This is a genomic window from Flavobacterium sp. DSR3-2, assembly GCF_049896525.1.
GTDB lineage: Bacteria > Bacteroidota > Bacteroidia > Flavobacteriales > Flavobacteriaceae > Flavobacterium.
This window is the reverse complement of sequence record NZ_JAFCUM010000002.1, coordinates 234,496-255,933: the sequence shown is the minus strand read 5'-3', so window position 1 is coordinate 255,933 and position 21,438 is coordinate 234,496. Positions and strand designations below refer to the sequence as shown.

The 21,438-nt window shown below is 34.3% G+C and carries 16 protein-coding genes and 1 pseudogene; 14 read left to right on the top strand and 3 right to left on the bottom strand.

Annotated elements, in window-relative coordinates:
• Nucleotides 1-98 precede the first annotated feature (98 nt).
• The 10 genes from ACP7AV_RS04660 to ACP7AV_RS04615 all read left to right on the top strand — a co-directional run bounded on the left by ACP7AV_RS04660 (nucleotide 99) and on the right by ACP7AV_RS04615 (nucleotide 12,688).
• Nucleotides 99-2,516, top strand: coding sequence for a DUF5916 domain-containing protein (locus ACP7AV_RS04660; protein ID WP_426090955.1), 2,418 nt, complete (start codon nucleotides 99-101; stop codon nucleotides 2,514-2,516).
• Between the two features lie 140 nt (nucleotides 2,517-2,656).
• Nucleotides 2,657-4,174, top strand: coding sequence for a 2,3-bisphosphoglycerate-independent phosphoglycerate mutase (gpmI, locus tag ACP7AV_RS04655; protein WP_426090953.1), 1,518 nt, complete (start codon nucleotides 2,657-2,659; stop codon nucleotides 4,172-4,174).
• A gap of 226 nt (nucleotides 4,175-4,400) precedes the next feature.
• On the top strand, nucleotides 4,401-5,039 hold the full coding sequence (locus ACP7AV_RS04650; RefSeq protein ID WP_426090951.1) for a leucine-rich repeat domain-containing protein: 639 nt from the start codon (nucleotides 4,401-4,403) through the stop codon (nucleotides 5,037-5,039).
• A 357-nt stretch (nucleotides 5,040-5,396) separates the two neighbouring features.
• Complete coding sequence (locus tag ACP7AV_RS04645) at nucleotides 5,397-6,068, top strand: TetR/AcrR family transcriptional regulator (RefSeq protein WP_426090950.1); 672 nt, start codon at nucleotides 5,397-5,399, stop codon at nucleotides 6,066-6,068.
• Nucleotides 6,069-6,085: 17 nt separating this feature from the next.
• Nucleotides 6,086-7,747 (top strand): peptidase domain-containing ABC transporter, encoded by a 1,662-nt coding sequence (locus ACP7AV_RS04640; RefSeq protein ID WP_426064216.1) that lies wholly within the window; start codon nucleotides 6,086-6,088, stop codon nucleotides 7,745-7,747.
• Nucleotides 7,748-7,749: 2 nt separating this feature from the next.
• Entirely contained in the window at nucleotides 7,750-9,096 is a 1,347-nt protein-coding gene (locus ACP7AV_RS04635) for an HlyD family secretion protein (protein WP_426090949.1), read from the top strand.
• Nucleotides 9,096-10,484 (top strand): TolC family protein, encoded by a 1,389-nt coding sequence (locus ACP7AV_RS04630; protein WP_426090948.1) that lies wholly within the window; start codon nucleotides 9,096-9,098, stop codon nucleotides 10,482-10,484. The genes ACP7AV_RS04635 and ACP7AV_RS04630 overlap by 1 nt, the downstream gene beginning before the upstream one ends.
• A gap of 43 nt (nucleotides 10,485-10,527) precedes the next feature.
• Nucleotides 10,528-11,346 carry a type I methionyl aminopeptidase gene (map, locus tag ACP7AV_RS04625; RefSeq protein ID WP_426064219.1) on the top strand — a complete coding sequence of 273 codons (819 nt, stop codon included), beginning with the start codon at nucleotides 10,528-10,530 and terminating at the stop codon, nucleotides 11,344-11,346.
• A 42-nt stretch (nucleotides 11,347-11,388) separates the two neighbouring features.
• On the top strand, nucleotides 11,389-11,763 hold the full coding sequence (locus ACP7AV_RS04620) for a GxxExxY protein (RefSeq protein ID WP_426090946.1): 375 nt from the start codon (nucleotides 11,389-11,391) through the stop codon (nucleotides 11,761-11,763).
• 91 nt (nucleotides 11,764-11,854) lie between these two features.
• Nucleotides 11,855-12,688 (top strand): class I SAM-dependent methyltransferase, encoded by an 834-nt coding sequence (locus ACP7AV_RS04615; RefSeq protein WP_426090945.1) that lies wholly within the window; start codon nucleotides 11,855-11,857, stop codon nucleotides 12,686-12,688.
• A gap of 63 nt (nucleotides 12,689-12,751) precedes the next feature.
• On the opposite strand, the gene ACP7AV_RS04610 is transcribed toward ACP7AV_RS04615, so the two are convergent.
• Both ACP7AV_RS04610 and ACP7AV_RS04605 read right to left on the bottom strand, forming a co-directional pair.
• Nucleotides 12,752-13,525, bottom strand: coding sequence for a M16 family metallopeptidase (locus tag ACP7AV_RS04610; RefSeq protein ID WP_426091109.1), 774 nt, complete (start codon nucleotides 13,523-13,525; stop codon nucleotides 12,752-12,754).
• A gap of 930 nt (nucleotides 13,526-14,455) precedes the next feature.
• Nucleotides 14,456-15,495 (bottom strand): annotated as a pseudogene (locus tag ACP7AV_RS04605) (M16 family metallopeptidase); the annotation flags it as partial.
• A gap of 233 nt (nucleotides 15,496-15,728) precedes the next feature.
• Here ACP7AV_RS04605 and ACP7AV_RS04600 point away from each other — a divergent pair.
• From ACP7AV_RS04600 to pruA, 3 genes are all read left to right on the top strand, one after another.
• Nucleotides 15,729-16,994, top strand: coding sequence for a DUF5103 domain-containing protein (locus tag ACP7AV_RS04600; RefSeq protein WP_426090944.1), 1,266 nt, complete (start codon nucleotides 15,729-15,731; stop codon nucleotides 16,992-16,994).
• Between the two features lie 79 nt (nucleotides 16,995-17,073).
• Nucleotides 17,074-17,460: a Co2+/Mg2+ efflux protein ApaG gene (gene apaG / locus ACP7AV_RS04595; RefSeq protein WP_091202696.1), complete on the top strand. Its 387-nt coding sequence runs from the start codon at nucleotides 17,074-17,076 to the stop codon at nucleotides 17,458-17,460.
• Nucleotides 17,461-17,783: 323 nt separating this feature from the next.
• A complete protein-coding gene (gene pruA / locus ACP7AV_RS04590; protein WP_426090943.1) occupies nucleotides 17,784-19,412 on the top strand; it encodes an L-glutamate gamma-semialdehyde dehydrogenase in 1,629 nt (542 codons plus the stop codon).
• A gap of 121 nt (nucleotides 19,413-19,533) precedes the next feature.
• Here the strand turns inward: pruA and rsmG are convergent, their stop codons facing one another.
• Nucleotides 19,534-20,163, bottom strand: a complete 630-nt coding sequence (gene rsmG, locus ACP7AV_RS04585) for a 16S rRNA (guanine(527)-N(7))-methyltransferase RsmG (protein ID WP_426090942.1) — start codon at nucleotides 20,161-20,163, stop codon at nucleotides 19,534-19,536.
• 105 nt (nucleotides 20,164-20,268) lie between these two features.
• Here rsmG and ACP7AV_RS04580 point away from each other — a divergent pair, with 105 nt between their 5' ends.
• Nucleotides 20,269-21,363 (top strand): fatty acid desaturase family protein, encoded by a 1,095-nt coding sequence (locus ACP7AV_RS04580; protein ID WP_426064226.1) that lies wholly within the window; start codon nucleotides 20,269-20,271, stop codon nucleotides 21,361-21,363.
• The last annotated feature ends 75 nt before the right edge of the window (nucleotides 21,364-21,438 follow it).

The window sequence follows — 21,438 nt, the reverse complement described above, 5'->3', positions numbered from 1 at the left end:
CTATTCATTCAAACTATTCAGTGGACTGGTGATTGCTGCCTGTGAAACTATTTTGGTTTTTATAATTTAGCATCAATCACCAATCAATCAATCGTTTCATGAAAAATCACTTCCTCTTTTGTTGTTTATTACTGTCTTTTATCGGTTACAGCCAAAAAAAAACATTACAAACCAAATTCATTTCAGAAAAAATTGAAGTTGATGGAAACTTAGATGAAACGATTTGGCAATCTGCGGCAGTAGCTTCAGATTTCATTATGTTTGAACCTGATAACGGCAAAACAATTCCTGAAAATAAAAAAACTGAAATTAGGGTATTATACGATAATGACGCGATCTACATCGGAGCGCTGATGCTCGATGACAATCCTAAAAAAATCTTAAGAGAAATTACGCAACGGGATAATTTTGGTACTTCAGACGTTTTTGGTGTTTTTATTAATGGGTTCAATGACGGACAGCAAGATTTTCAGTTTTTTGTAAATGCTGCTGACGGTCAGGCCGATTGTATCACTACTGATACTAATGGCGAGGATTATTCATGGGACGCAGTTTGGAAAAGCAAAGCTGTTATTACGGATAAAGGTTGGGTGGTAGAAATGCGGATTCCGTATGCTGCACTGCGTTTTTCTGGAGAAAACAAACAAACTTGGGGACTTAATTTTTTCAGAGAAATAAGACGAGACCGTCATAAATACACTTGGAATTTCATTGATTCTAAACTAGGAACTTTCACCCAACAAACCGGAGTTTTGGAAGGAATTGAAAACATAAAACCACCTACCCGACTTTTTCTTTTACCATATTCTTCTTTTTATGTAAATGCTGACGCGAGACAAAAAACATACGGAACGCTTAAAGGCGGACTGGATTTAAAGTATGGAATAAATGACGCTTTTACTCTGGATATGATTTTAATTCCTGATTTTGGACAAACAAAATACGATGATCAAATCCTAAATTTAGGTCCATTTGAACAACAATTTAATGAAAACAGACCTTTTTTCACGGAAGGAACTGATTTGTTTAGTAAAGGTAATTTAGTATACTCGAGACGAATTGGGGGAAACCCAACCAATTATCCAACCGCTGGTGCCAATGAAAAAATTATTGACAATCCAGCAAGTGTCAACCTTATCAATGCTTTTAAAGTTTCTGGCAGAACTAAAAATGGGTTGGGAATAGGAATTCTGAATGCTGTTACCGAAAAAACTTTCGCATCATTTCAAAATATTAATACACAAGAAATACGAAAAGAAGTAGTGGAACCACTGGCAAACTACAATGTTTTGGTACTAGACCAGCGCTTTCGCAAAAATTCCTCCGTTGCATTTGTAAACACAAATGTTACCAGAAACGGGAGTTTTAGAGATGGAAATGTGACGGCATTAGTCTGGGATTTGAATACCAAGAAAAACACTTACAACCTTGCGGGTGATTTCAAATACAGTTACATCAATCGTGCAGAAGATAAAAAAGGAATTAATTCCCAATTGAATTTCTCCGAAACCAGTGGCAAATTCCGTTATGGTGTGGGAGCTGACATCACAACCAAAGATTTTGACAACAATGATTTAGGAATCAACTTTGAGACTAACTATTACAGTCTATATGGTAACGGCAGTTATCGAATCCTTAATCCAACGAAGTATTTTAACTCCTTTAATGCCCGAATAAACACGTATTCGCAATTTCAAAAAGAAACCGGTAAGTTACAGTCCGGCAATATAAACTTCCAGATTAATTCGAATACTAAAAAAAATCATTATTTAGGAATAGGCTTTGATGTTAACCCTATCGAAACTTATGATTATTATGAACCGAGAACCACTGACAGATACGTTATAAAACCTACAAAGATTGGCGGATTTATATACATTTCAACCAATTACAACAATAGTTTCGCTTTTGATTTTAATCCATCTTACGCTGTTTTTGATGAGGCTGGAAGAAATTCCTATGGTTTTTCTGTGGGTCCAAGATATCGTTTTAATGATAAATTATCATTGAACTATAACTTCAACTTTTTTAGACAAAACAATAATAAAGGCTACATTGACAGCATTAATGATGACCTCAATTCAGCTACGCCAAATACTATAATTTTTGCGAATAGAAATGTAATTACGTATTCCAATGCGCTTTCCGGGAAGTATTCACTGAACAGTCAAATGACATTTAATATTGCTTTACGTCAATACTGGTCGTATGCCGAAAATAAAAACGCTTTATCATTATTACAAAACGGAAGACTGGCTGATTTTGCGGGATACACAGACAACAAAAACTCGAGTTTTTATTCCTGGAATGCTGATTTGTCTTACTCTTGGTGGTTCGCGCCGGGAAGTCAAGTTTCAGTTTTATATCGAAATAATTCAGGCGGTTTTGACCGAAACATCAATAAAAAATTTACTGAAAATATCACCAATTTACTGAATAACGATGCCTTGAGTCATGTTTTCTCGATAAGTGTGCGATATTTTATAGATTACAATCAGGTTAAGAATAAATTCTAAATGCATTAACTATAAAAAAGATAACTATCCGCAACAAAATAATCATTTTTTGTTGTGGATCACCGCTGAATGTATAATAGTGATTTCCATTCATTCGAACATTTTTAGAAATACTTTACCTTTGTTTAAAATAAAGTACAATGAACAAAAAAGTAATTCTTATGATTTTGGACGGTTGGGGAAAATCTCCTGACCCTAAGGTATCAGCAATTGACAATGCCAACGTCCCATTTATCAATAGTCTCTATAGAAATTATCCAAGTGCTCAACTTCGAACAGATGGTTTAAATGTTGGACTTCCTGACGGCCAAATGGGAAACAGTGAAGTAGGTCATATGAATCTAGGTGCCGGAAGAATTGTATATCAGGATTTAGCCAAAATTAATCTTGCTGTTGCACACGATACTTTAGCCAAGGAGCAAGTTTTAGTTGATGCCTTTACGTATGCCCGAATAAACAATAAAAAAGTACACTTTTTAGGTCTGGTTTCAGATGGTGGCGTACACTCTCATACTTCTCACTTACGTGGCTTGATTGACGCGACGCAACAACACGGATTACAAAAAGTTTTCGTTCACGCGTTTACTGATGGTCGTGACGTAGACCCAAAATCCGGCAAACATTACATTCAGGATTTACAGGATTATATCGTTAATACAACCGTAAAACTAGCTTCGGTTGTGGGACGTTATTATGCAATGGATCGTGACAGACGCTGGGAAAGAGTAAAACTCGCCTACGATTTATTGGTAAACGGAATTGGAACACATTCAAGAAATGCAGTCGCTAACATCGAAGAAAGTTATGAAGTAAATGTAACCGATGAATTCATTCACCCAATGGTTATGGTCGATGAATATGACCAACCATTAGCCACAATTGAAGAAGATGACGTGGTTATTTTCTTTAATTTCAGAACGGACAGAGGAAGAGAATTAACGGAAGTATTGACTCAAATGGATTGTCATGAACAAAACATGCACAAACTCAATTTGTATTATGTTACACTAACCAATTATGACGAAACGTACAAAAACGTAAAAGTCGTTTATAATAAAGATAATATCACGGAAACGCTTGGTGAGGTTTTGGAGAAAGCTCACAAAAAGCAAATTCGTATTGCCGAAACGGAGAAATATCCTCACGTGACTTTCTTCTTTTCCGGTGGAAGAGAACGGCCTTTTATTGGCGAAAGCCGTATTTTGAAAAACTCTCCAAAGGTTGCCACTTATGATTTGCAGCCTGAAATGAGCGCTTCTGAATTGACTGTTGCTTTGATTCCTGAATTGGAAAAAGAAGAAGTGGATTTTGTTTGCCTGAATTTTGCTAACGGCGATATGGTAGGACATACCGGGATTATGAGTGCAGCGATAAAAGCATGTGAAGCCGTTGATAAATGCGTAGAAAGTGTAATCACGACAGCATTAGCCCACAATTATACAACCATCGTAATTGCCGATCACGGAAACTGTGAGACGATGATTAATCCTGACGGAAGTCCAAATACCGCGCATACTACAAATCCTGTCCCAATTATTTTAGTGGATAAAGATTTAAGGATCATTCATGATGGAGTTCTTGGTGATATTGCTCCAACTATCTTGGAATTAATGGGAATAGAAAAACCCGAAGCAATGACTTGTCATTCTTTACTATAACCTATTTATATATATTTAACAAAGAGCTACTCTTAACACGAGTAGCTTTTTTTATAAATAAAAGTTAAATACCATTATTGTCAATAGTATTACTATTATATTCGCAATTAATATGTAGGTTTTGTAACAACAGGCTGGATTCGTGACACTAGCGATCGAGTGAATCTTAAATAATCGTTGTTAACACTGCCTTAATAGTAACAAAAAACCGACTAAATATAATAAAATGAAAATTATATACACTATCGCCGTTATTCTTATTGCCCATTTGAGCTTTGGGCAAATATCTAATTCAAATGATATCAAAAAGGAGTTTACAAATATTGAACTAGCATTAAAGGATCCGGATAAAGTATTTCGACTGAACTTGAGTAATCAAACATTAAAACTAGACGGTATTAGTTGGTCAAAATTTATTAATCTTGAATACCTAAGTTTGAAAAACGATCACTTAAAGGAACTTCCAAAGGAGATAATCCTTTTATCAAAACTTAAAATATTAGAATTAAGTGGAAATGATTTTTCAGTATTACCAGAAGATTTTTGGAAGTTAAGAAGCTTAGAAGAACTGTTTTTAAATGATGAAAAGAATTTAAATTTAGAGGCAAACATCAAAATAATGAGCAAAATGCCTTCTTTGCGAATATTGCATTTAGAAAATGACAATTTAAATAGTGTACCAAATACTATTGGTAGTTTGAAAAATCTAGAATTTTTATATTTAAATAACAATCAATTCAATGAGATTCCAAAAGAAATCAAACAATTAGAGCATTTACAGTTCTTAGATATGCGTTATAACAAAATCATAGTTCCAAATCGTTCTGAAGAAAATTTGAATTTTGGATTTAGAATCAAACTGTAAAAAACAAAATAAGAAAAGTAAATTTTTTGGTAGTAGCAAAACTTAATTATTTATCGTATCTGATTTGTTTTAAAATAAAACCCAATCACGTTCATTTTAATTTTAATGTTGTTGTTTATCAGTCGCAAACTAAAGAGATACAAAAGAGGTACGTTCAAAGGATCACTTTTATTCTGATTTTGCAGTAGTATCTTTAACCGTTTTGTTTCTTCTGCGGTGCTTTTTACAAGAAATTTATTAGTCTTCAATCCACTAATTTTAATCTTTACAGTATGAGACTTCATAATTATATTTTATTTAACGAAAGGCTTTTTTAAACACCGCATTGCTGAAACAATTATACAAACATCATCGATTATGAATACCATACTAGCTAACGTAAAGATACAAGTCAACGAAAAAATATACGTTAAGAATCCAGAAACATCTCCTTTGGGCAAAAAAATCATCGAACAAGGAATTATTTTAATTGACGAAATTGGATTTGATAATTTCACATTCAAAAAATTGGGTGAAAAAATTGGTTCCAATGAAAGCTCCATCTATCGATATTTTGAAAATAAACATAAATTGTTAATTTATTTATCCTCGTGGTATTGGAGTTGGATGGAATACAAACTTCTTTTTGCTACAACAAATATAACAGATCCAGTTGAAAAACTGAACAAAGCAATAACCATCGTAACTGAAAAAGTTACAGATGACACCGATACGGAGCATATCAATGAAGCCATTTTAAATAATATTATTATTGCGGAATTCACGAAAACATTTCAGACAAAAGAGATAGATCAGGAAAACAAGGAGGGTTTTTTTTTAATTTACAAAAGGGTAATCAATCGCATTGTGGCAATTGTAAACGAGGTCAATCCAAGTTATCCCTTCGCAAAATCACTAGTTTCAACAATAGTTGAGGGTAGCTTACACCAACATTTCCTCAAGGAGCATTTAAAAACCATAACCGATTGTAATGAATCCGTTACCACCACCCACTTTTACCTGAATCTTATTAAAAATGTCTTACGATAAAACAAATCACAGCTATTATGACTCCTTTAAATCGTTTTTATAAACTACTTGCATTAGATAGAAAAGATGTCTATCAAATATTTTTTTACGCAATTTTTGCAGGATTAATAAGCTTGTCTTTGCCGCTGGGAATTCAGGCAATCACCAACTTTATTCAATCCGGAAGAGTAAGTGCTTCCTGGATAGTTTTAATTATTTTAGTAATTTTTGGTGTGGCATTAGTTGGGATTTTATCTTTAATGCAACTAAGAATTACCGAAAATTTGCAACAAAAAATATTCGTCCGTTCCTCATTTGAATTTGCGGCCCGATTGCCAAAAATAAAAATGGATCAATTGTACAATTCGTATCCGCCAGAATTAGCCAACCGCTTTTTTGACACGATGACCATTCAAAAAGGAACTTCTAAACTATTAACTGATTTTTCAGCGGCGTTGTTACAAATTGTTTTTGGAGTAATTTTACTATCCTTGTACCACCCTTACTTTATTGTATTTGGTGTTTTACTGTTTTTCCTTTTGTATTTTATATTCAAATTTTCCTATAGATCAGGACTGGAAACCAGCTTAAAAGAATCAAAATTCAAATATAAAGTTGCGGGTTGGCTACAAGAATTAGCTCGAAATAATTACAGTTTTAAAAATGACCTTCATTACAATTTTGGCTTGCAAAAAAACAATGATATAGTAAGTGATTACTTAAATTATCGAGAAAAACATTTTAACGTAATCAAAAGGCAATTTAGCCAGTTAATTATTTTTAAAATATTGATTACCGGGAGTTTATTATCTATCGGTGGTTTTTTGGTCCTATCACAGCAAATGAACATAGGACAATTTGTAGCAGCAGAAATTATTATTTTATTGGTCATCAATTCAGTCGAAAAAATAATTGTTGGACTGGAAACATTTTATGACGTCCTAACTTCTATCGAAAAAATAGGACAAGTAACTGATCTCGAATTAGATGAAGAAACAGCATTCGACAGCGATATTTGTTACGCTAATATTTCATTAGAAATAGAAAATCTTACTTTTAAATTTCCCCATTCAAACAAAGAAATATTGAGTAATTTGTCATTAAAAATTGAACAAGGAGAAAAGATAGCAATTGAGGGACCAAATGGCTCTGGAAAAACAACGCTAATCCGAATATTATCTGGTTTATTACAACCTACGTCCGGTACTTTTTACATAAATGACGATACCTTTAGAAAAATTAACTTGAAACAATATCGTTCACAAATTGGCGGTGTTATACACGGTGAAACACCATTTGAAGGAACACTATTAGAAAACATTACCTTTAATAGCAACTCCGTAAGCAATGAAAATCTAAAATGGGCTATTGAGGGCGTCCAACTTTCCAGCTTTGTTAAAACACTCTCAAAGGGTCTCGATACTCACATTTTTCCAGAAGGTAAACAATTAACTTCTTCTGACGCTGAAAAAGTACTTCTGGCCAGAAGTATATTACACAAACCAAAAGTGCTTTTTTATGAAGACCCAACGGACATGATGGACATTAAAGTTGCTAATGAAATTATTGATTTCCTTACTTCCGATAAAAACAACTGGACGATAATCGTTTCCTCAAAAAATCCATATTGGAAAACCAAATGCAATCGCATTATCACCATGCAAAATGGAGCTATTCAACTGGATTTAAAAAATAATTAGTCATGCTAAACATATCTGATAATAGAACAAAACTGCAGCCATTAGATCGTTTTGCTACGGTAAAAAACTTGACAAACAGGCCCCATTATAAAATTTTAAATAAAATTATCGCAGTTGTATCAATTATAGCTGTAACAGCATTGTTTCTGCCTTGGACACAAAACATTTCAGGATCCGGAAGCGTCACTACATTAAAACCAGACCAAAGACCGCAATCTATTCAAAGTGTGATTTCTGGACGCTTAGAAAAATGGTATGTTCAAGAAGGTGATTTTGTCAAGAAAGGCGATACAATTGTATTCCTTTCAGAGATAAAAGAAGATTACATGGATCCAAATTTAATTCAAAATACAAAAAATCAAATAGATGCCAAGAAACAATCATTACAATCATATAGCTCAAAAGTAACTACACTTTCAGGTCAAATAGAAGCCATTGAAAGAGAAAAAGTCTTGAAACAGGAACAAGCACAAAATAAAATCAAGCAATCTCGCTTAAAAATTGAAAGTGACAGCATGGATTTGGTAGCCGTGAAAACCCAATTAAAAATAGCCAATACACAATACAATCGCTCCGTCCAGCTGAATAAAGAAGGGTTAAAACCTTTGACTGATATTGAAGAAAAAAGGCTGAAATTACAAGAAGTGGAAGCTAAAATTATCACGCAGGAAAATAAATATTTAACCAGTAAAAACGAGCTTATAAACGCAAAAGTTGAAATAAACAGACTAAGCGCGGAATATGCTGAGAAAGTCTCTAAGGCCAATAGTGACAAATTTACAGCACTCAGCAGTCAGTACGATACTGATGCGCAGGTAAATAAACTCGAAAATCAATATGCCAATTACAGCATTCGAAACGGCATGTATTACATCAAAGCATCGCAAAATGGCTATATTAATAGGGCTATACAATCTGGTTTAGGAGAAACTATCAAAGAAGGAACGCCAATTGCAACCATAATGCCTTCACAATATGACATAGCCGTTGAAACTTTTGTAAACCCAATAGATTTGCCACTGCTAAGCAAGGGCGAAAAAGTACGGGTTTGGTTTGATGGATGGCCCACCATTGTATTTTCAGGATGGCCCAACATGTCTTATGGAACCTTTGGCGGTGAAATTGTTGCTATTGAAAACTTCATTAGTGAAAATGGCAAATACCGGGTATTAATTGCTCCCGATAAAAACGAAGATAAATGGCCGAAACAATTAAGTATAGGAGCAGGAGCGCAAACTATTGCCTTGCTGCATAATGTACCTGTTTGGTTTGAAATTTGGAGAACATTGAACGGATTCCCTCCAAATTATTACAAACCAACGACCAAAACCACAAAAGAAAAGAAATAATGAAACACCTATTTTTAGCGTTTTTATTTTTTGGGTTCGTTGCGTCAGCTCAAGATATTAACTCAAAAGAATTCACTTACACCGAGTTTTTGGGTTATGTAAAAAAATACCATCCACTGGTGAAGAATGCCAACTTAGAAATCAATAAAGCACAAGCTAATTTGATGATGGCTCGCGGTGGATTTGATCCAAAAATTGAAGTCGATTTCAGCAAAAAACAATTTAAAGACACCGAATATTATTCTATTTTGAACAGCAGTTTCAAAATTCCAACTTGGTATGGAATCGAGATTAAAGCGGGCTTTGATAATAGTGAAGGTGTGTATTTGAATCCCCAAAATACGCTTCCCAATCAAGGCTTAACTTCGCTGGGTGTAACTGTTCCGCTTGGACAAGGTTTATTTATCAATCAGAGGATGGCGGATGTACGAAAAGCAAAAATGCAAATTCAGTTGAGTCAGGCAGAACGAAAATTGCAGGCTATTGTAGTGTTGTATGATGCTTCGTTAGCATATTTTAATTGGAAGAAAAACTTCAATGAAGTGCAATTATATGAGGAATATAACAAAAATGCGCAAGTAAGATTGAAAGGAATTCAATCGTTAATTAAACAAGGAGACAAACCTGCGATAGACAGTGTTGAAGCGGGAATTATTGTAAAAAACCGCATATTAAATTTAGAAGATTCAAAGCTTAAATTGGCTAAAGCCAAATTAGAACTCGCTAATTTTCTTTGGTTGGAAAACAACATTCCGCTTGAATTATCCGATGAATTAATTCCCGAAATTCAATTGGAATTCACGATTCAGGAAAGTTTAAAAACCAATGATTTACTGAATACGGATTTCTCCATCACCAATCATCCAAAAATAAATGCGTTGCAAAGCAAGATTGACATGCTAAATGTAGAGAGAAAACTCAAGGCTAACATGCTTTTACCTAAAATTGATGTGGGTTACTCCTATATTTCAGAACCTAGCTATCTTGATAATTATCAATTTGAGGATTATAAAATCGGATTGGATTTTTATTTTCCTTTATTTCTTCGAAAAGAACGCGGAAGTTTGAAATTGGCGAAATACAAAGTACAGGAAACCGAATTTACATTGGACTTAGAAAAAGTACAGTTGACCAATAAAATCAATGCCCAAAAAATGGAAATTGAATCCTTGTTAAGACAAAAAGAGCTCATAAAAAGTTTGGTTCAGGATAATCGCACGATGTTAAATTCAGAAGAAAGATTATTTTCTTTTGGTGAAAGTTCACTGTTTTTAATAAATACCCGTGAGAATAATTTAGTAATTGCGCAACTTTCGAAGATTGCTTTGGAAAACCGCTTTTACATTTCAAATTCAGAGCTTTTTAAAATAATGGCCAATCCGGATTAAATAATTATAAAATTGTACTTTTGCAAACTGAAAATTCGAAATTATGATTATTGTAAAATCACGAGAAGAAATAGAATTAATGCGCGAAAGTGCATTGATCGTATCCAAAACATTAGGAATGATTGCTTCTGAGATCAAAGAAGGAGTCACAACGTTATATCTGGACAAATTAGCCGAAACATTCATTCGTGATCATGGAGCTGAACCAAGTTTTCTTGGATTATATGGTTTCCCAAATTCACTATGCATGAGTCCAAATGCGCAAGTAGTTCATGGGATTCCGAACAACACACCTTTAAAAAGTGGTGATGTAATTTCAGTAGATTGTGGCGCATACAAAAATGGATATCACGGCGATCACGCGTATTCTTTCGAGATAGGTGAAGTCTCTCCTGAAACTAAAAAATTATTGCAGGTAACCAAAGATAGCTTGTACGTTGGCATCCGCGAATTCAAATTAGGAAACCGCGTAGAAGATGTTGGAAACGCAATTCAAAAATATACCGAATCGCATGGTTATGGTGTGGTTCGTGAATTAGTGGGTCACGGCTTGGGCCAAAAAATGCATGAAGATCCTGAAATGCCTAATTATGGCAAAAAAGGCAGAGGAAAACTTTTTGTAGAAGGAATGGTTGTCGCGATTGAACCAATGATTAATATGGGTACCCGAAACATCAAGCAACACAAGGACGGCTGGACAATCACGACTGCTGACGGAAAACCAAGTGCCCATTTTGAACATGACGTTGCTATTATCGATGGAAAACCGGAAATTTTATCCACGTTTGCTTATGTTTATAAAGCGTTGGGAATTGTGAGTACTGAAGAAGATGAGTTTAGACAAAAACCTTTTATAATTTAAACACAGATTCCACAGATTTACACAGATTAAATTTTCAAAAAAATGGCGGAATTTTATTTAAAAGAAGAAACATACAAAATTATAGGATTGTGTATGGAAGTTCACAAAATTCTTGGCAAAGGTCATAACGAGAATGTATATGGAGATGCTTTAGAATATGAATTAAAGAAAAATGAAATTCCTTACAACAGAGAATCCAAATATAAAATATCGTACAAAGACACCATTTTACCAAGTTATTATTTTGCAGATTTTGTCGCTTTTAATGAAATTATTTTAGAAATAAAAGCAATTCAAAGTTTAACGAGTGGTGAAATAAAACAAACTTTAAATTATCTGGCAGCTTCCCAAAACAAACTAGGATTATTAGTTAATTTTGGTGAAGACAGCCTCAAATATCAAAGAATAATTCTTTAATAACAATCTAAAATTAATAAAATTCATATTTTTCACAACTGATTTATTTGTGAAAATTAGTGAAATTCGTGTTTAAATATATCAATTGACTGTGAAAAAACTCTTTAAACTTATACTCAATACCATTCCGCGGCCAATACTTATTCGTTTAAGTTATGTAGCGCGACCAGTTCTTGCATTTGCCTTAAAAGGAACAACATTCACTGATCCTATTGACGGTAAAAGTTTCAAAATGTTTTTGCCATACGGTTACGGAACACAGCGAAATAATGTGCTTTCGCCAAGTACACTCTCTCTGGAAAGACACCGCTTACTGTGGTTGTATCTAAATAAAGAAACTGATTTTTTTCAACCTGAACTCGTTTCAGGTTCTTCGGTTGCAAATATTAAAAGAATAAAGTTAAGAGATGCTGAAACAAATTCAGCATTAAAAGTTTTGCATTTTGCACCGGAACAAGCGTTTTATAAATTGTTTCGAAACCAAAAAAATCTCGATTACACGACAACCGATTTATTTTCACCGTTAGCAGATGTGAAAGCGGACATTTGTAATTTGCCTTTTGAGGATAATCAATATGATGTTATTCTTTGTAACCATGTTTTAGAACACATTCCGGATGACACAAAAGCCATGCAGGAATTGTATCGCGTTTTGAAGCCCGGTGGAATGGCAATTTTACAAATTCCACAGGATTTGTCCAGAGCAACAACTTTTGCTGATGACACCATTACGGATCAAAAAGAACGTGCTAAAATCTTTGGTCAATACGATCACGTTCGGATTTATGGCCGTGATTATTTTGATAAATTACGAAGTATCGGTTTCAAAGTAATTGAAGAAGATTACACTGATAAAATTGCACCCGAATTAGTAAAAAAATATTGCTTGGCCAAAGGGGAAATTATCCCGATTTGTTTTAAGTAATTCACCATAAAAAAACCTGCTAAAGTTAATTTTAGCAGGTTTTTAGTTTATAACTAAATTGGTTTATTTTTTTTCTGGCATCAACATTCCAATTACTTTATCTTTGGTAAGATATTTTTTGGCAATGTTCTGAATATCTTTTGCATTAACTGCATTTACAGCTTCCTCAAATTTCAAAACCTCTTCAGGACTGTTTCCATTGATGTAAGATCTTGTAAAGTTAGACAACCAGTATCTGTTTTCTTTGCTGTCTTTTCTGAAATCAGCCAGTTCCCCTTCTTTGAATTTAGCCACATCTTTTTCATCCGGTCCATTATCGATGATGTTTTGAAGTTCTTTTAAAGCGGAGGCTGTTAATTTTTCAGCATTATCCGGTCCACATGGAAAACCAATATTGAAACTATATGAACCATTTGGAATTTTATTCCAACTTCCTCTTGCGGACACGCCATATACTCCACTTTCGTTTTCACGCAATTGTTCAATCAATTTTATGGTCAATACTTCGCCAAGTGCCTGCATTGTCATGGCATCTTTAGCAGAATATTTTGCATCTCCATAATACATAATAGTTACATTACTTTTAGGATCTGTTCCTTTATTAACCACTTTTTTCAAATCTCCTTTTAGCATTCTATATCCTAAATCTACTGCTTTCTCTTTTTTATTAGTAGTAGCCAAAGATGCTAAATATTTTACGGCATATGCTTCCATAATTTTATCGTCAATGTTTCCAACGAAATAAAACTCAAAATCAGCAGCGTTGGCAAAACGCTCTTTGTATTTAGTGTAGGCTAACTTGTAATCTGTTGCAGCCCACGACTGATCCGTCGGCATAATTCCGTTGAATCTTGGATTTTCTTTATTCAGATAAGTATAAAACTCTTGTTGAAAATAGTTTTGTGGTTGCGAAGCCATATTCTTAAAGAAACTAGACTGCTTTTGTTTAAAGCCTTCAAAAGCTTCAGGATCATAGTTTAAATCCGTGAAGTACGCATACGTCATTTGGAACAAATACTCTAAATCCTTGGGAGTGGCATTCCCTCTTAAACCTTCGGTAGCACTACCAATATATGGACTTACTCGTGCAATTTTACCCGTCATAAATTTATTGATATCATTCAATTTTAATCCTGAGAATCCGGCTTCTGCCAAGGCTCCATTAGCAAATTGAACTTTTTTCATATCCTCGTTAGTATATAAATTAGTTCCACCAAGACTCACTGCTTCAAAAAGAATCTCATCATTTTTGAAATCTGTATTTTTATACGTTACCTTTACACCATTGGACAATACTAACGTTTTCGTTCCAATTTTAGCATTACTTTCACGCGTAACAATTGTACCCGGTTTAATCTCATTTCGTATTAAACTTGTAGCGACGACTGCATCTTCATAGGGCTTAAGATCATCTGTATTAATTTTCAAAGCATCAAGAACCTGTTGTTCCGTAACTTTTTTCAAACCTTCTTTTTCAGGACCAGTAAGAATAACAACACGGTTATCCTCTTTAACATAATCCTTAATCAAATTGTTTACATCCTTCAAATCAATCAAAGGCATCAATTGTTTCATCGTTTGATACGTCCATTCGATTCCGGGAACGGGCTCTTTTTCCAAGAAATTAGATTGGTATTCTCCAACAAAATTCACGGAGTTGGTTTTATCTCTGTCATTGTACGCTTTTTCAATAGCAGCAAGAAATTCTGATTTAGAACGATCTAATTCTCCTTGAGTAAATCCAAATTTCTTAGCTCTTTCATTTTCAGTCACCAACACTTTTAAAGCGCTTAATTGTTTATCTTCCTGAGACATCGCCAAAGATTGATATGCTTTTTTATTTCGGGCAAAAGTTCCTCCGTAATACGAATATCCATAAGTAAATGGCGGTGTCGCTGAGTTAGTCAATTCACCCAATCGCGTATTTAACAACGTTGAGAATAATCCCTCAACAATATAATTCTTAAAATCACCAACATTCACTACTGGTTTTGGAGCGCCGTAATCTTTGTACATCAATTGTACTTGAGCGCTTGATGCTTCTTTATCACTTTCAACAGCTACAAAAGTTTCCTTATGATTAGGAACGTCATAAAATTTTCTAGGTTTTTCATTAGCTGGATTTTTATACCCTGAAAAATGAGAAATAATCTTCTGCTCCATGGCATCAACATCAATATCACCTACGACAATTACGCTCATCAAATTTGGACGGTACCAATCCTTGTAAAAATTAATTAACGACTGGTGTTTGAATTTTTCTAAAATTTCTCTTTGACCAATTGGCAAACGCTCCGCATAATGAGATTCATGCATCATTTTAGAAATATAACGTGCCTGCATTCTTTTTCCGGCTCCTAAACCTAACCTATATTCTTCCAGAACAACTCCTCTTTCTTTGTCGATTTCTTCCGGAGTCAAAACCGTATTAAAAGCCCAATCTTCAATAATTTGAAATCCTTTTTCCAATTTTTCAGGATTGTCTGATGGAATTGGTAAAAAATAAACTGTTTCATCAAAACTGGTGTAGGCATTTAAATGTTGTCCAAACTTTACACCGATACTCTGTAAATAATCAACCAATTGGTTTTTTGAAAGCGCTTGGTTCCATTAAAACATATGTGCTCCATAAAATGCGCTAATCCTTGTTGGTCATCAGTTTCTAAAATAGATCCCGCATTGACGACTAAGCGCAAATCTACTTTGTTTTCCGGTTTGGCATTTTTCTTGATGTAATAGGTTAATCCATTTTCCAATTTTCCAGTCTTCACGCTCGGATCAAAAGGAATGGCTTTTGAATAATCCATTTGTTGGGCAAAAGCCGCTAATGGAAAAAGCAAAACGCCAAATACTAATTTGTTGATTTTTTTCATAAGGTTTGTTTATTTAAAGTAAAACTAGCTAGTTAGCAATTAAAAATAACTTGGATTAAGATAAAATTAACAGATATTACGCACAAAAAAAATAGTGACCTAAAAACACATCATTTACCAAAAACAAAAGGTAATTGTTATATTTACCCAATCATAAGTTCTAGACAATGACGAAACCTTTTCTCAAAATAGCTTTTCTTATTCTCAGTGTATTTTTTTCCTGTTTTTCTTTTGCGCAAGCAGAAAAAGAAATCGCCCCTCCGTACCACATTAAGACTATTTCTTTTATTCAGAATAACCAAAATATAATTCCATTTTTAAAATTAGGAGAAGGATTTCAATTAGAATTTGATGATCTTTTTGGCAATGAAGCCAATTATTATTACGAAATAATTCATTGCGATTACAACTGGAACCCAACAGCAATCCCTAAAAATGAATACCTGGAAGGTTTTGACAATCAAAGAATTCAGGATTACACCAATTCATTCAACACTTTGCAAATCTACTCTCATTACAAATTAGCGATTCCAAATCAGTTTACGCAACAATTAAAGATCAGCGGAAATTACATGATTAAAGTATTGGACGAAAACAAAGAAGTAGTGTTTTCCAGAAAATTTATTATCTATGAAGATTTGGTTACGGTTCCCATTCAGGTGAAAAGAGCGCGAACAGTAAGCAATATTGAAGCAAAACAAAATTTGGATTTCAGTATCAAATCAAATACAATTACGTTCCAAAATCCGCTGCGAAACGTCAAAGTGCTTGCGCTTCAAAACGGGCAATGGAAAACAGCTCTAAAAAACATTGCGCCTCAATACACCATTGGCAATGATTTAATTTACAAATACGATAGCGAAACTCAGTTTTGGGCGGGAAACGAATTTCTATTTTTTGAAAACAAAGACATACGATCCGCAAGCAACAATGTAGCCCGAATCGATTCTAATACGCCCATTTATGGGTCATTTCTGTTTACCAGTGATGCAAGAGCAAACCAGCCTTACTCATTCACTCAAGATGTAAATGGCGGTTTTGTTATCAATAATTTAAATGTAACGAAGAGCGAGATCGAAGCGGATTATGCCTGGGTATATTTCAGCCTTTCGGCACCCAGTTTCCGATTGAACAAAAACATTTATGTCACTGGAATGTTTAATAATTACAACTTAAGTCCTGAATTTAAAATGGATTACAATTCTAAAAAGGGAATTTATGAGAAAGCCATTTTAATTAAACAAGGATTTACAAATTTTCAATACACCATAGCGGATGACCAAGGAGTCATTGATCAGGAAAATGCAATAGACGGCAATTTCTACCAAACAGAAAATGAGTATACCATTCTAGTTTATTATAGAGAAAGCATTGACCGATACGACAGAGTTGTGGGCAAAGGAATGGCGAGTTCCGTAAATATAATTAACTAAAAAACTTTTTTGACTTTTAACAAAAAGATACCATTTTTTTGTAAATTTGTCAATAATAATCACATTTCATCCATTTTACATGGTTTCTCAAATAACAAGAGGTATAAAAATTTCAGTATTGACTAGTTTTGAGGGTACTTACTTCAAAAACTACAAGATCCATTTTGCCTTTAGTTACGTAATCACAATCGAAAATCACAGTAAGGATTCTGTTCAGTTGATTTCCCGCCATTGGGAAATTTTTGATTCTTTAAATGAAATCGAAATTGTTGATGGCGAAGGTGTAATTGGAAAAAAACCAGTTTTAAAACCTGGTGAATTGCATACATACAGTTCTGGCTGTTTACTTTCTTCACCGTATGGCGCAATGAAAGGGTATTTCAACATGATCAATTTTACCTCCACAAAAAATTTCAAAGTGATAGTTCCTACTTTCAGATTATGCGCTCCTTTTGCTCTGAATTAAAAATCCCATCATTTTTTTCAGTAGCTCATCCAGCACCCGTAATTGAAAGTACCAATAGCCGAAGCAATTAATTTAAAGTCTTCGTCATCCTTTTATTTTTTTATAAGTAAAACAAAAGCTCCTAAAATCGCTCTTATTTCACAAGAAAAAATACAAAGAGACCGCATCAATTTTACCATTTCTATCTGACTTAATACACAATAATCAAAAGTTGTTACTTTTAGTTTACAGCAAAAAATGTCTTTTTTCAAACAATCCTTCGTACTTTTGTGACTTATTAAAACAGACATTACAAGGATTTCTAATTTTATAATTTTACAAATATGTTAAAAGGATTTTTTCATGTACCAAAAGCGGTAAACGAACCAGTAAAAGGTTATGCACCAAATTCACCAGAAAAAGCAGCTGTACAAGCAGCTTACACAAAAATGTGGAATTCTAAAATCGACGTGCCATTATATATTGGAAGCGAAGAAATTAGAACTGGAAACACAAAAAATATGACTGCTCCTCACGATCACAAACACGTCGTAGGAACCTATCATTTAGCCGAAAAAGTACATGTTGAGCAAGCAATTGCAAACGCATTAGAAGCTAAAACAGCGTGGGCAAATATGGCTTGGGAACAAAGAGCAGCTATTTTCCTGAAAGCAGCTGAACTTATTGCTGGTCCTTACAGAGCGAGAATAAATGCTGCAACTATGATTGCACAATCTAAAAACATACATCAGGCAGAAATTGATGCTTCTTGTGAATTTATTGATTTCTTACGTTTCAATGTAGAATTCATGACGCAAATTTACGGTGATCAGCCTAGTTCAAATTCAGATATGTGGAACCGCTTAGAATACAGACCTCTTGAAGGTTTTGTATACGCGATTACTCCATTTAACTTTACTGCCATTGCCGGAAATCTTCCCGCAAGTGCTGCAATGATGGGTAATGTTGTGATCTGGAAACCAAGCGACAGCCAAGTTTTCTCTGCACAAATCATTATTGAAGTATTTAAAGAAGCTGGTGTTCCTGATGGCGTTATCAACGTAGTTTTTGGAGATGCTTTGATGATTACCGACACTGTTTTGGCAAGCCGTGATTTCGCAGGAATTCACTTTACAGGTTCAACTCATGTATTCAAAGATATTTGGGCAAAAATTGGGACTAATATTCATCATTACAAAACCTACCCAAGAATTGTAGGAGAAACTGGAGGAAAAGACTTTATCATTGCGCACTCAAGTTCAAATCCAAAACAAGTGGCAACAGGAATTGTTCGCGGTGCATTTGAATTTCAAGGTCAAAAATGTTCAGCAGCTTCTAGGTCTTACGTTCCTAGAACTTTGTGGCCAGCTGTAAAAGAACAACTTATCACCGACACCAAATCCATGAAAATGGGTTCTCCGGAAGATTTTGGTAACTTTATTACTGCAGTGATTCATGAAGGATCTTTTGACAAATTGGCTAGTTTTATTGACCAAGCCAAAAAAGATACTGATGCTGAAATAATCGTTGGAGGTAATTACGACAAATCGGTTGGTTATTTTATTGAACCAACAATAATTGTTACGACAAACCCACATTACACCACAATGGAAACGGAATTATTTGGACCTGTAATGACGATTTTCGTTTATGAAGACGATAAATGGGAAGAAACTTTGGAACTAGTTGACACGACTTCAGAATATGCTTTGACAGGTGCTGTTTTTAGTCAAGACCGTTATGCAATTGAGCAGGCAACTACCAAATTGCAAAATGCAGCCGGGAATTTCTATATCAATGACAAACCAACAGGAGCCGTTGTAGGAATGCAACCTTTTGGTGGTGCAAGAGCATCTGGAACGAATGATAAAGCAGGTTCAGCATTGAATTTATTGCGTTGGGCTTCGCCAAGAACGATCAAAGAAACTTTTATCACTCCAGTAGATTACAGATACGCGTTTTTGGGAGAATAAAGTCATTGTGAGGAACTAAGCAACCTCATTTAATTATGTAAAAAACCGAGAGAAATTCAATTGATTTGAATTTCTCTCGGTTTTGTTTTATTACTGTCATTGTGAGGAACGAAGTAATAACCTAACTCGTAAACTTCAATGGCACATGTACCACTTTCTTAGTTTCAAAGAATTCATCTTCAAAAAAGTCAGCAAGATTGTATTCAGTAGCTTTCGGAAAATCCTTTAATTCTTCGGTTAAATCGCCTCCTTTTAAATAAAGAATTCCGTTTTTCAATTCGTGTTTGTTGTTTTTTTTGATTTTGGTTTTCACCCAAGAAACAAAATCCGGCATATTCGTTACGGCACGACTCACGATAAAATCGAAATCTCCTTTTACATTTTCAGCACGCATTTGCTCCGCTTTTACATTTTTCAATTCCAATCCTTCGGCAACAGCCTGGACCACTTTTATCTTTTTGGCAATAACATCAATCAAATAAAAACGGGTTTCCGGAAAAAGAATCGCCAATGGAATTCCAGGAAATCCTCCACCAGTGCCTACATCCAGAACATACGTTCCGGGTTCAAAGTTTATTATTTTGGCTATTCCCAATGAATGCAAAATATGTTTGATGTACAAGGCATCAATATCTTTTCTCGAAATAACATTGATTTTTTCATTCCAATCGTGGTATAAAAAATTCAGTTTTTCGAACTGTTCTTTCTGAATATCAGTTAAATTAGGAAAATACTTAAGAATCTCGTCCATCTATTAATTTTTTAACAAAAGTAATACTTTAGAGTTAAAATATTTATGTCAAATTTGTATATCCAAAAATTTATAATAATTACCTTTGAACTTTATTAAATACATATGAATAATAATGCTCCAACATTTGCTAAGCAAGATAGCTTAAAGTTCTTTAGAACACTTAACTCACGGGTTAACAACTACTTTAAAGAAAACAACATACAAAAAACAGGCAACTGGAAACTATATGTAAAAACTATGATTCTCTTTTCGGTTTTCCTGGCGCCTTACTTTTTAATTCTAACACTTGGCATGCCATTTTGGGCACATCTTCTGTTGACAATAGTTATGGGAATTGGAATGGCAGGAGTAGGAATGAATGTGATGCATGATGGAAATCATGGCTCCTATTCTAATAAAACTTGGGTCAACAAATTCATGGGTGGAACTATTTATGTTTTGGCAGGAAATGTATACAACTGGCAAGTGCAACATAATGTTTTACATCATACTTATACAAACATTCCGGGTCATGATGAGGATTTAGATGCCGGACGCGTGATTCGTTTTACAAAAGATGCCAAATGGTATAACTTTCACCGTTTTCAGCAATATTATTCGGTATTCTTATACGGATTGTTAACGTTCAATTGGGCTATCACAACTGACTTTAAACAGATGAGAAGCTACTTGAAAAGAAAATTATCTTACGGAGAAGCAAAAAGCCCAAAAACACTTTGGACGACTCTAATCATCACTAAAATAATTTACGTTTCTATCTGGATCGTGTTACCAATCGTTATTGGAATTACGTGGTGGAAAGTTCTTATCGGTTTCTTCGTGATGCATTATACAGCTGGTCTAATTCTAAGTGTTGTGTTCCAGTTAGCGCACGTTGTTGAAGAAACTACGAATCCATCTCCAAATGAATTAGGCGAAATGGACAATACTTGGGCCATTCACCAATTGTTCACAACAACGAATTTTGCTCCAAAAAACAAAATCGTAAACTGGTACACCGGCGGATTGAATCACCAAATTGAACACCATATTTTCCCAAATATCAGCCACGTACATTATGGTAAAATTGCCAGTATCGTAAAAGAAACCGCTCAAGAATGCAACTTGCCGTATTACGAATACAAAACAATGCGAAGCGCTGTTATTGCCCATTTCAAACATTTGAAAGAGTTGGGAATGAAACCAGAACTTACATAATCATTAAAAAGCACAACGTTTAGAAAAGATGCACTGCGGTGCATCTCTGCAGGCATCTCTACTCAAATAAAAAAC

Coding starts and splice junctions, on each gene's coding strand:
- ACP7AV_RS04630 (WP_426090948.1), top strand. CDS start 9,096: ATGAAACACCTATTTTTAGCGTTTTTATTTTTTGGGTTCGTTGCGTCA.
- ACP7AV_RS04600 (WP_426090944.1), top strand. CDS start 15,729: ATGACGAAACCTTTTCTCAAAATAGCTTTTCTTATTCTCAGTGTATTT.
- apaG (WP_091202696.1), top strand. CDS start 17,074: ATGGTTTCTCAAATAACAAGAGGTATAAAAATTTCAGTATTGACTAGT.
- rsmG (WP_426090942.1), bottom strand. CDS start 20,163: ATGGACGAGATTCTTAAGTATTTTCCTAATTTAACTGATATTCAGAAA.
- map (WP_426064219.1), top strand. CDS start 10,528: ATGATTATTGTAAAATCACGAGAAGAAATAGAATTAATGCGCGAAAGT.
- pruA (WP_426090943.1), top strand. CDS start 17,784: ATGTTAAAAGGATTTTTTCATGTACCAAAAGCGGTAAACGAACCAGTA.
- ACP7AV_RS04635 (WP_426090949.1), top strand. CDS start 7,750: ATGCTAAACATATCTGATAATAGAACAAAACTGCAGCCATTAGATCGT.
- ACP7AV_RS04640 (WP_426064216.1), top strand. CDS start 6,086: ATGACTCCTTTAAATCGTTTTTATAAACTACTTGCATTAGATAGAAAA.
- ACP7AV_RS04620 (WP_426090946.1), top strand. CDS start 11,389: ATGGCGGAATTTTATTTAAAAGAAGAAACATACAAAATTATAGGATTG.
- ACP7AV_RS04660 (WP_426090955.1), top strand. CDS start 99: ATGAAAAATCACTTCCTCTTTTGTTGTTTATTACTGTCTTTTATCGGT.
- ACP7AV_RS04580 (WP_426064226.1), top strand. CDS start 20,269: ATGAATAATAATGCTCCAACATTTGCTAAGCAAGATAGCTTAAAGTTC.
- ACP7AV_RS04645 (WP_426090950.1), top strand. CDS start 5,397: ATGAATACCATACTAGCTAACGTAAAGATACAAGTCAACGAAAAAATA.
- ACP7AV_RS04650 (WP_426090951.1), top strand. CDS start 4,401: ATGAAAATTATATACACTATCGCCGTTATTCTTATTGCCCATTTGAGC.
- gpmI (WP_426090953.1), top strand. CDS start 2,657: ATGAACAAAAAAGTAATTCTTATGATTTTGGACGGTTGGGGAAAATCT.
- ACP7AV_RS04610 (WP_426091109.1), bottom strand. CDS start 13,525: ATGCCGACGGATCAGTCGTGGGCTGCAACAGATTACAAGTTAGCCTAC.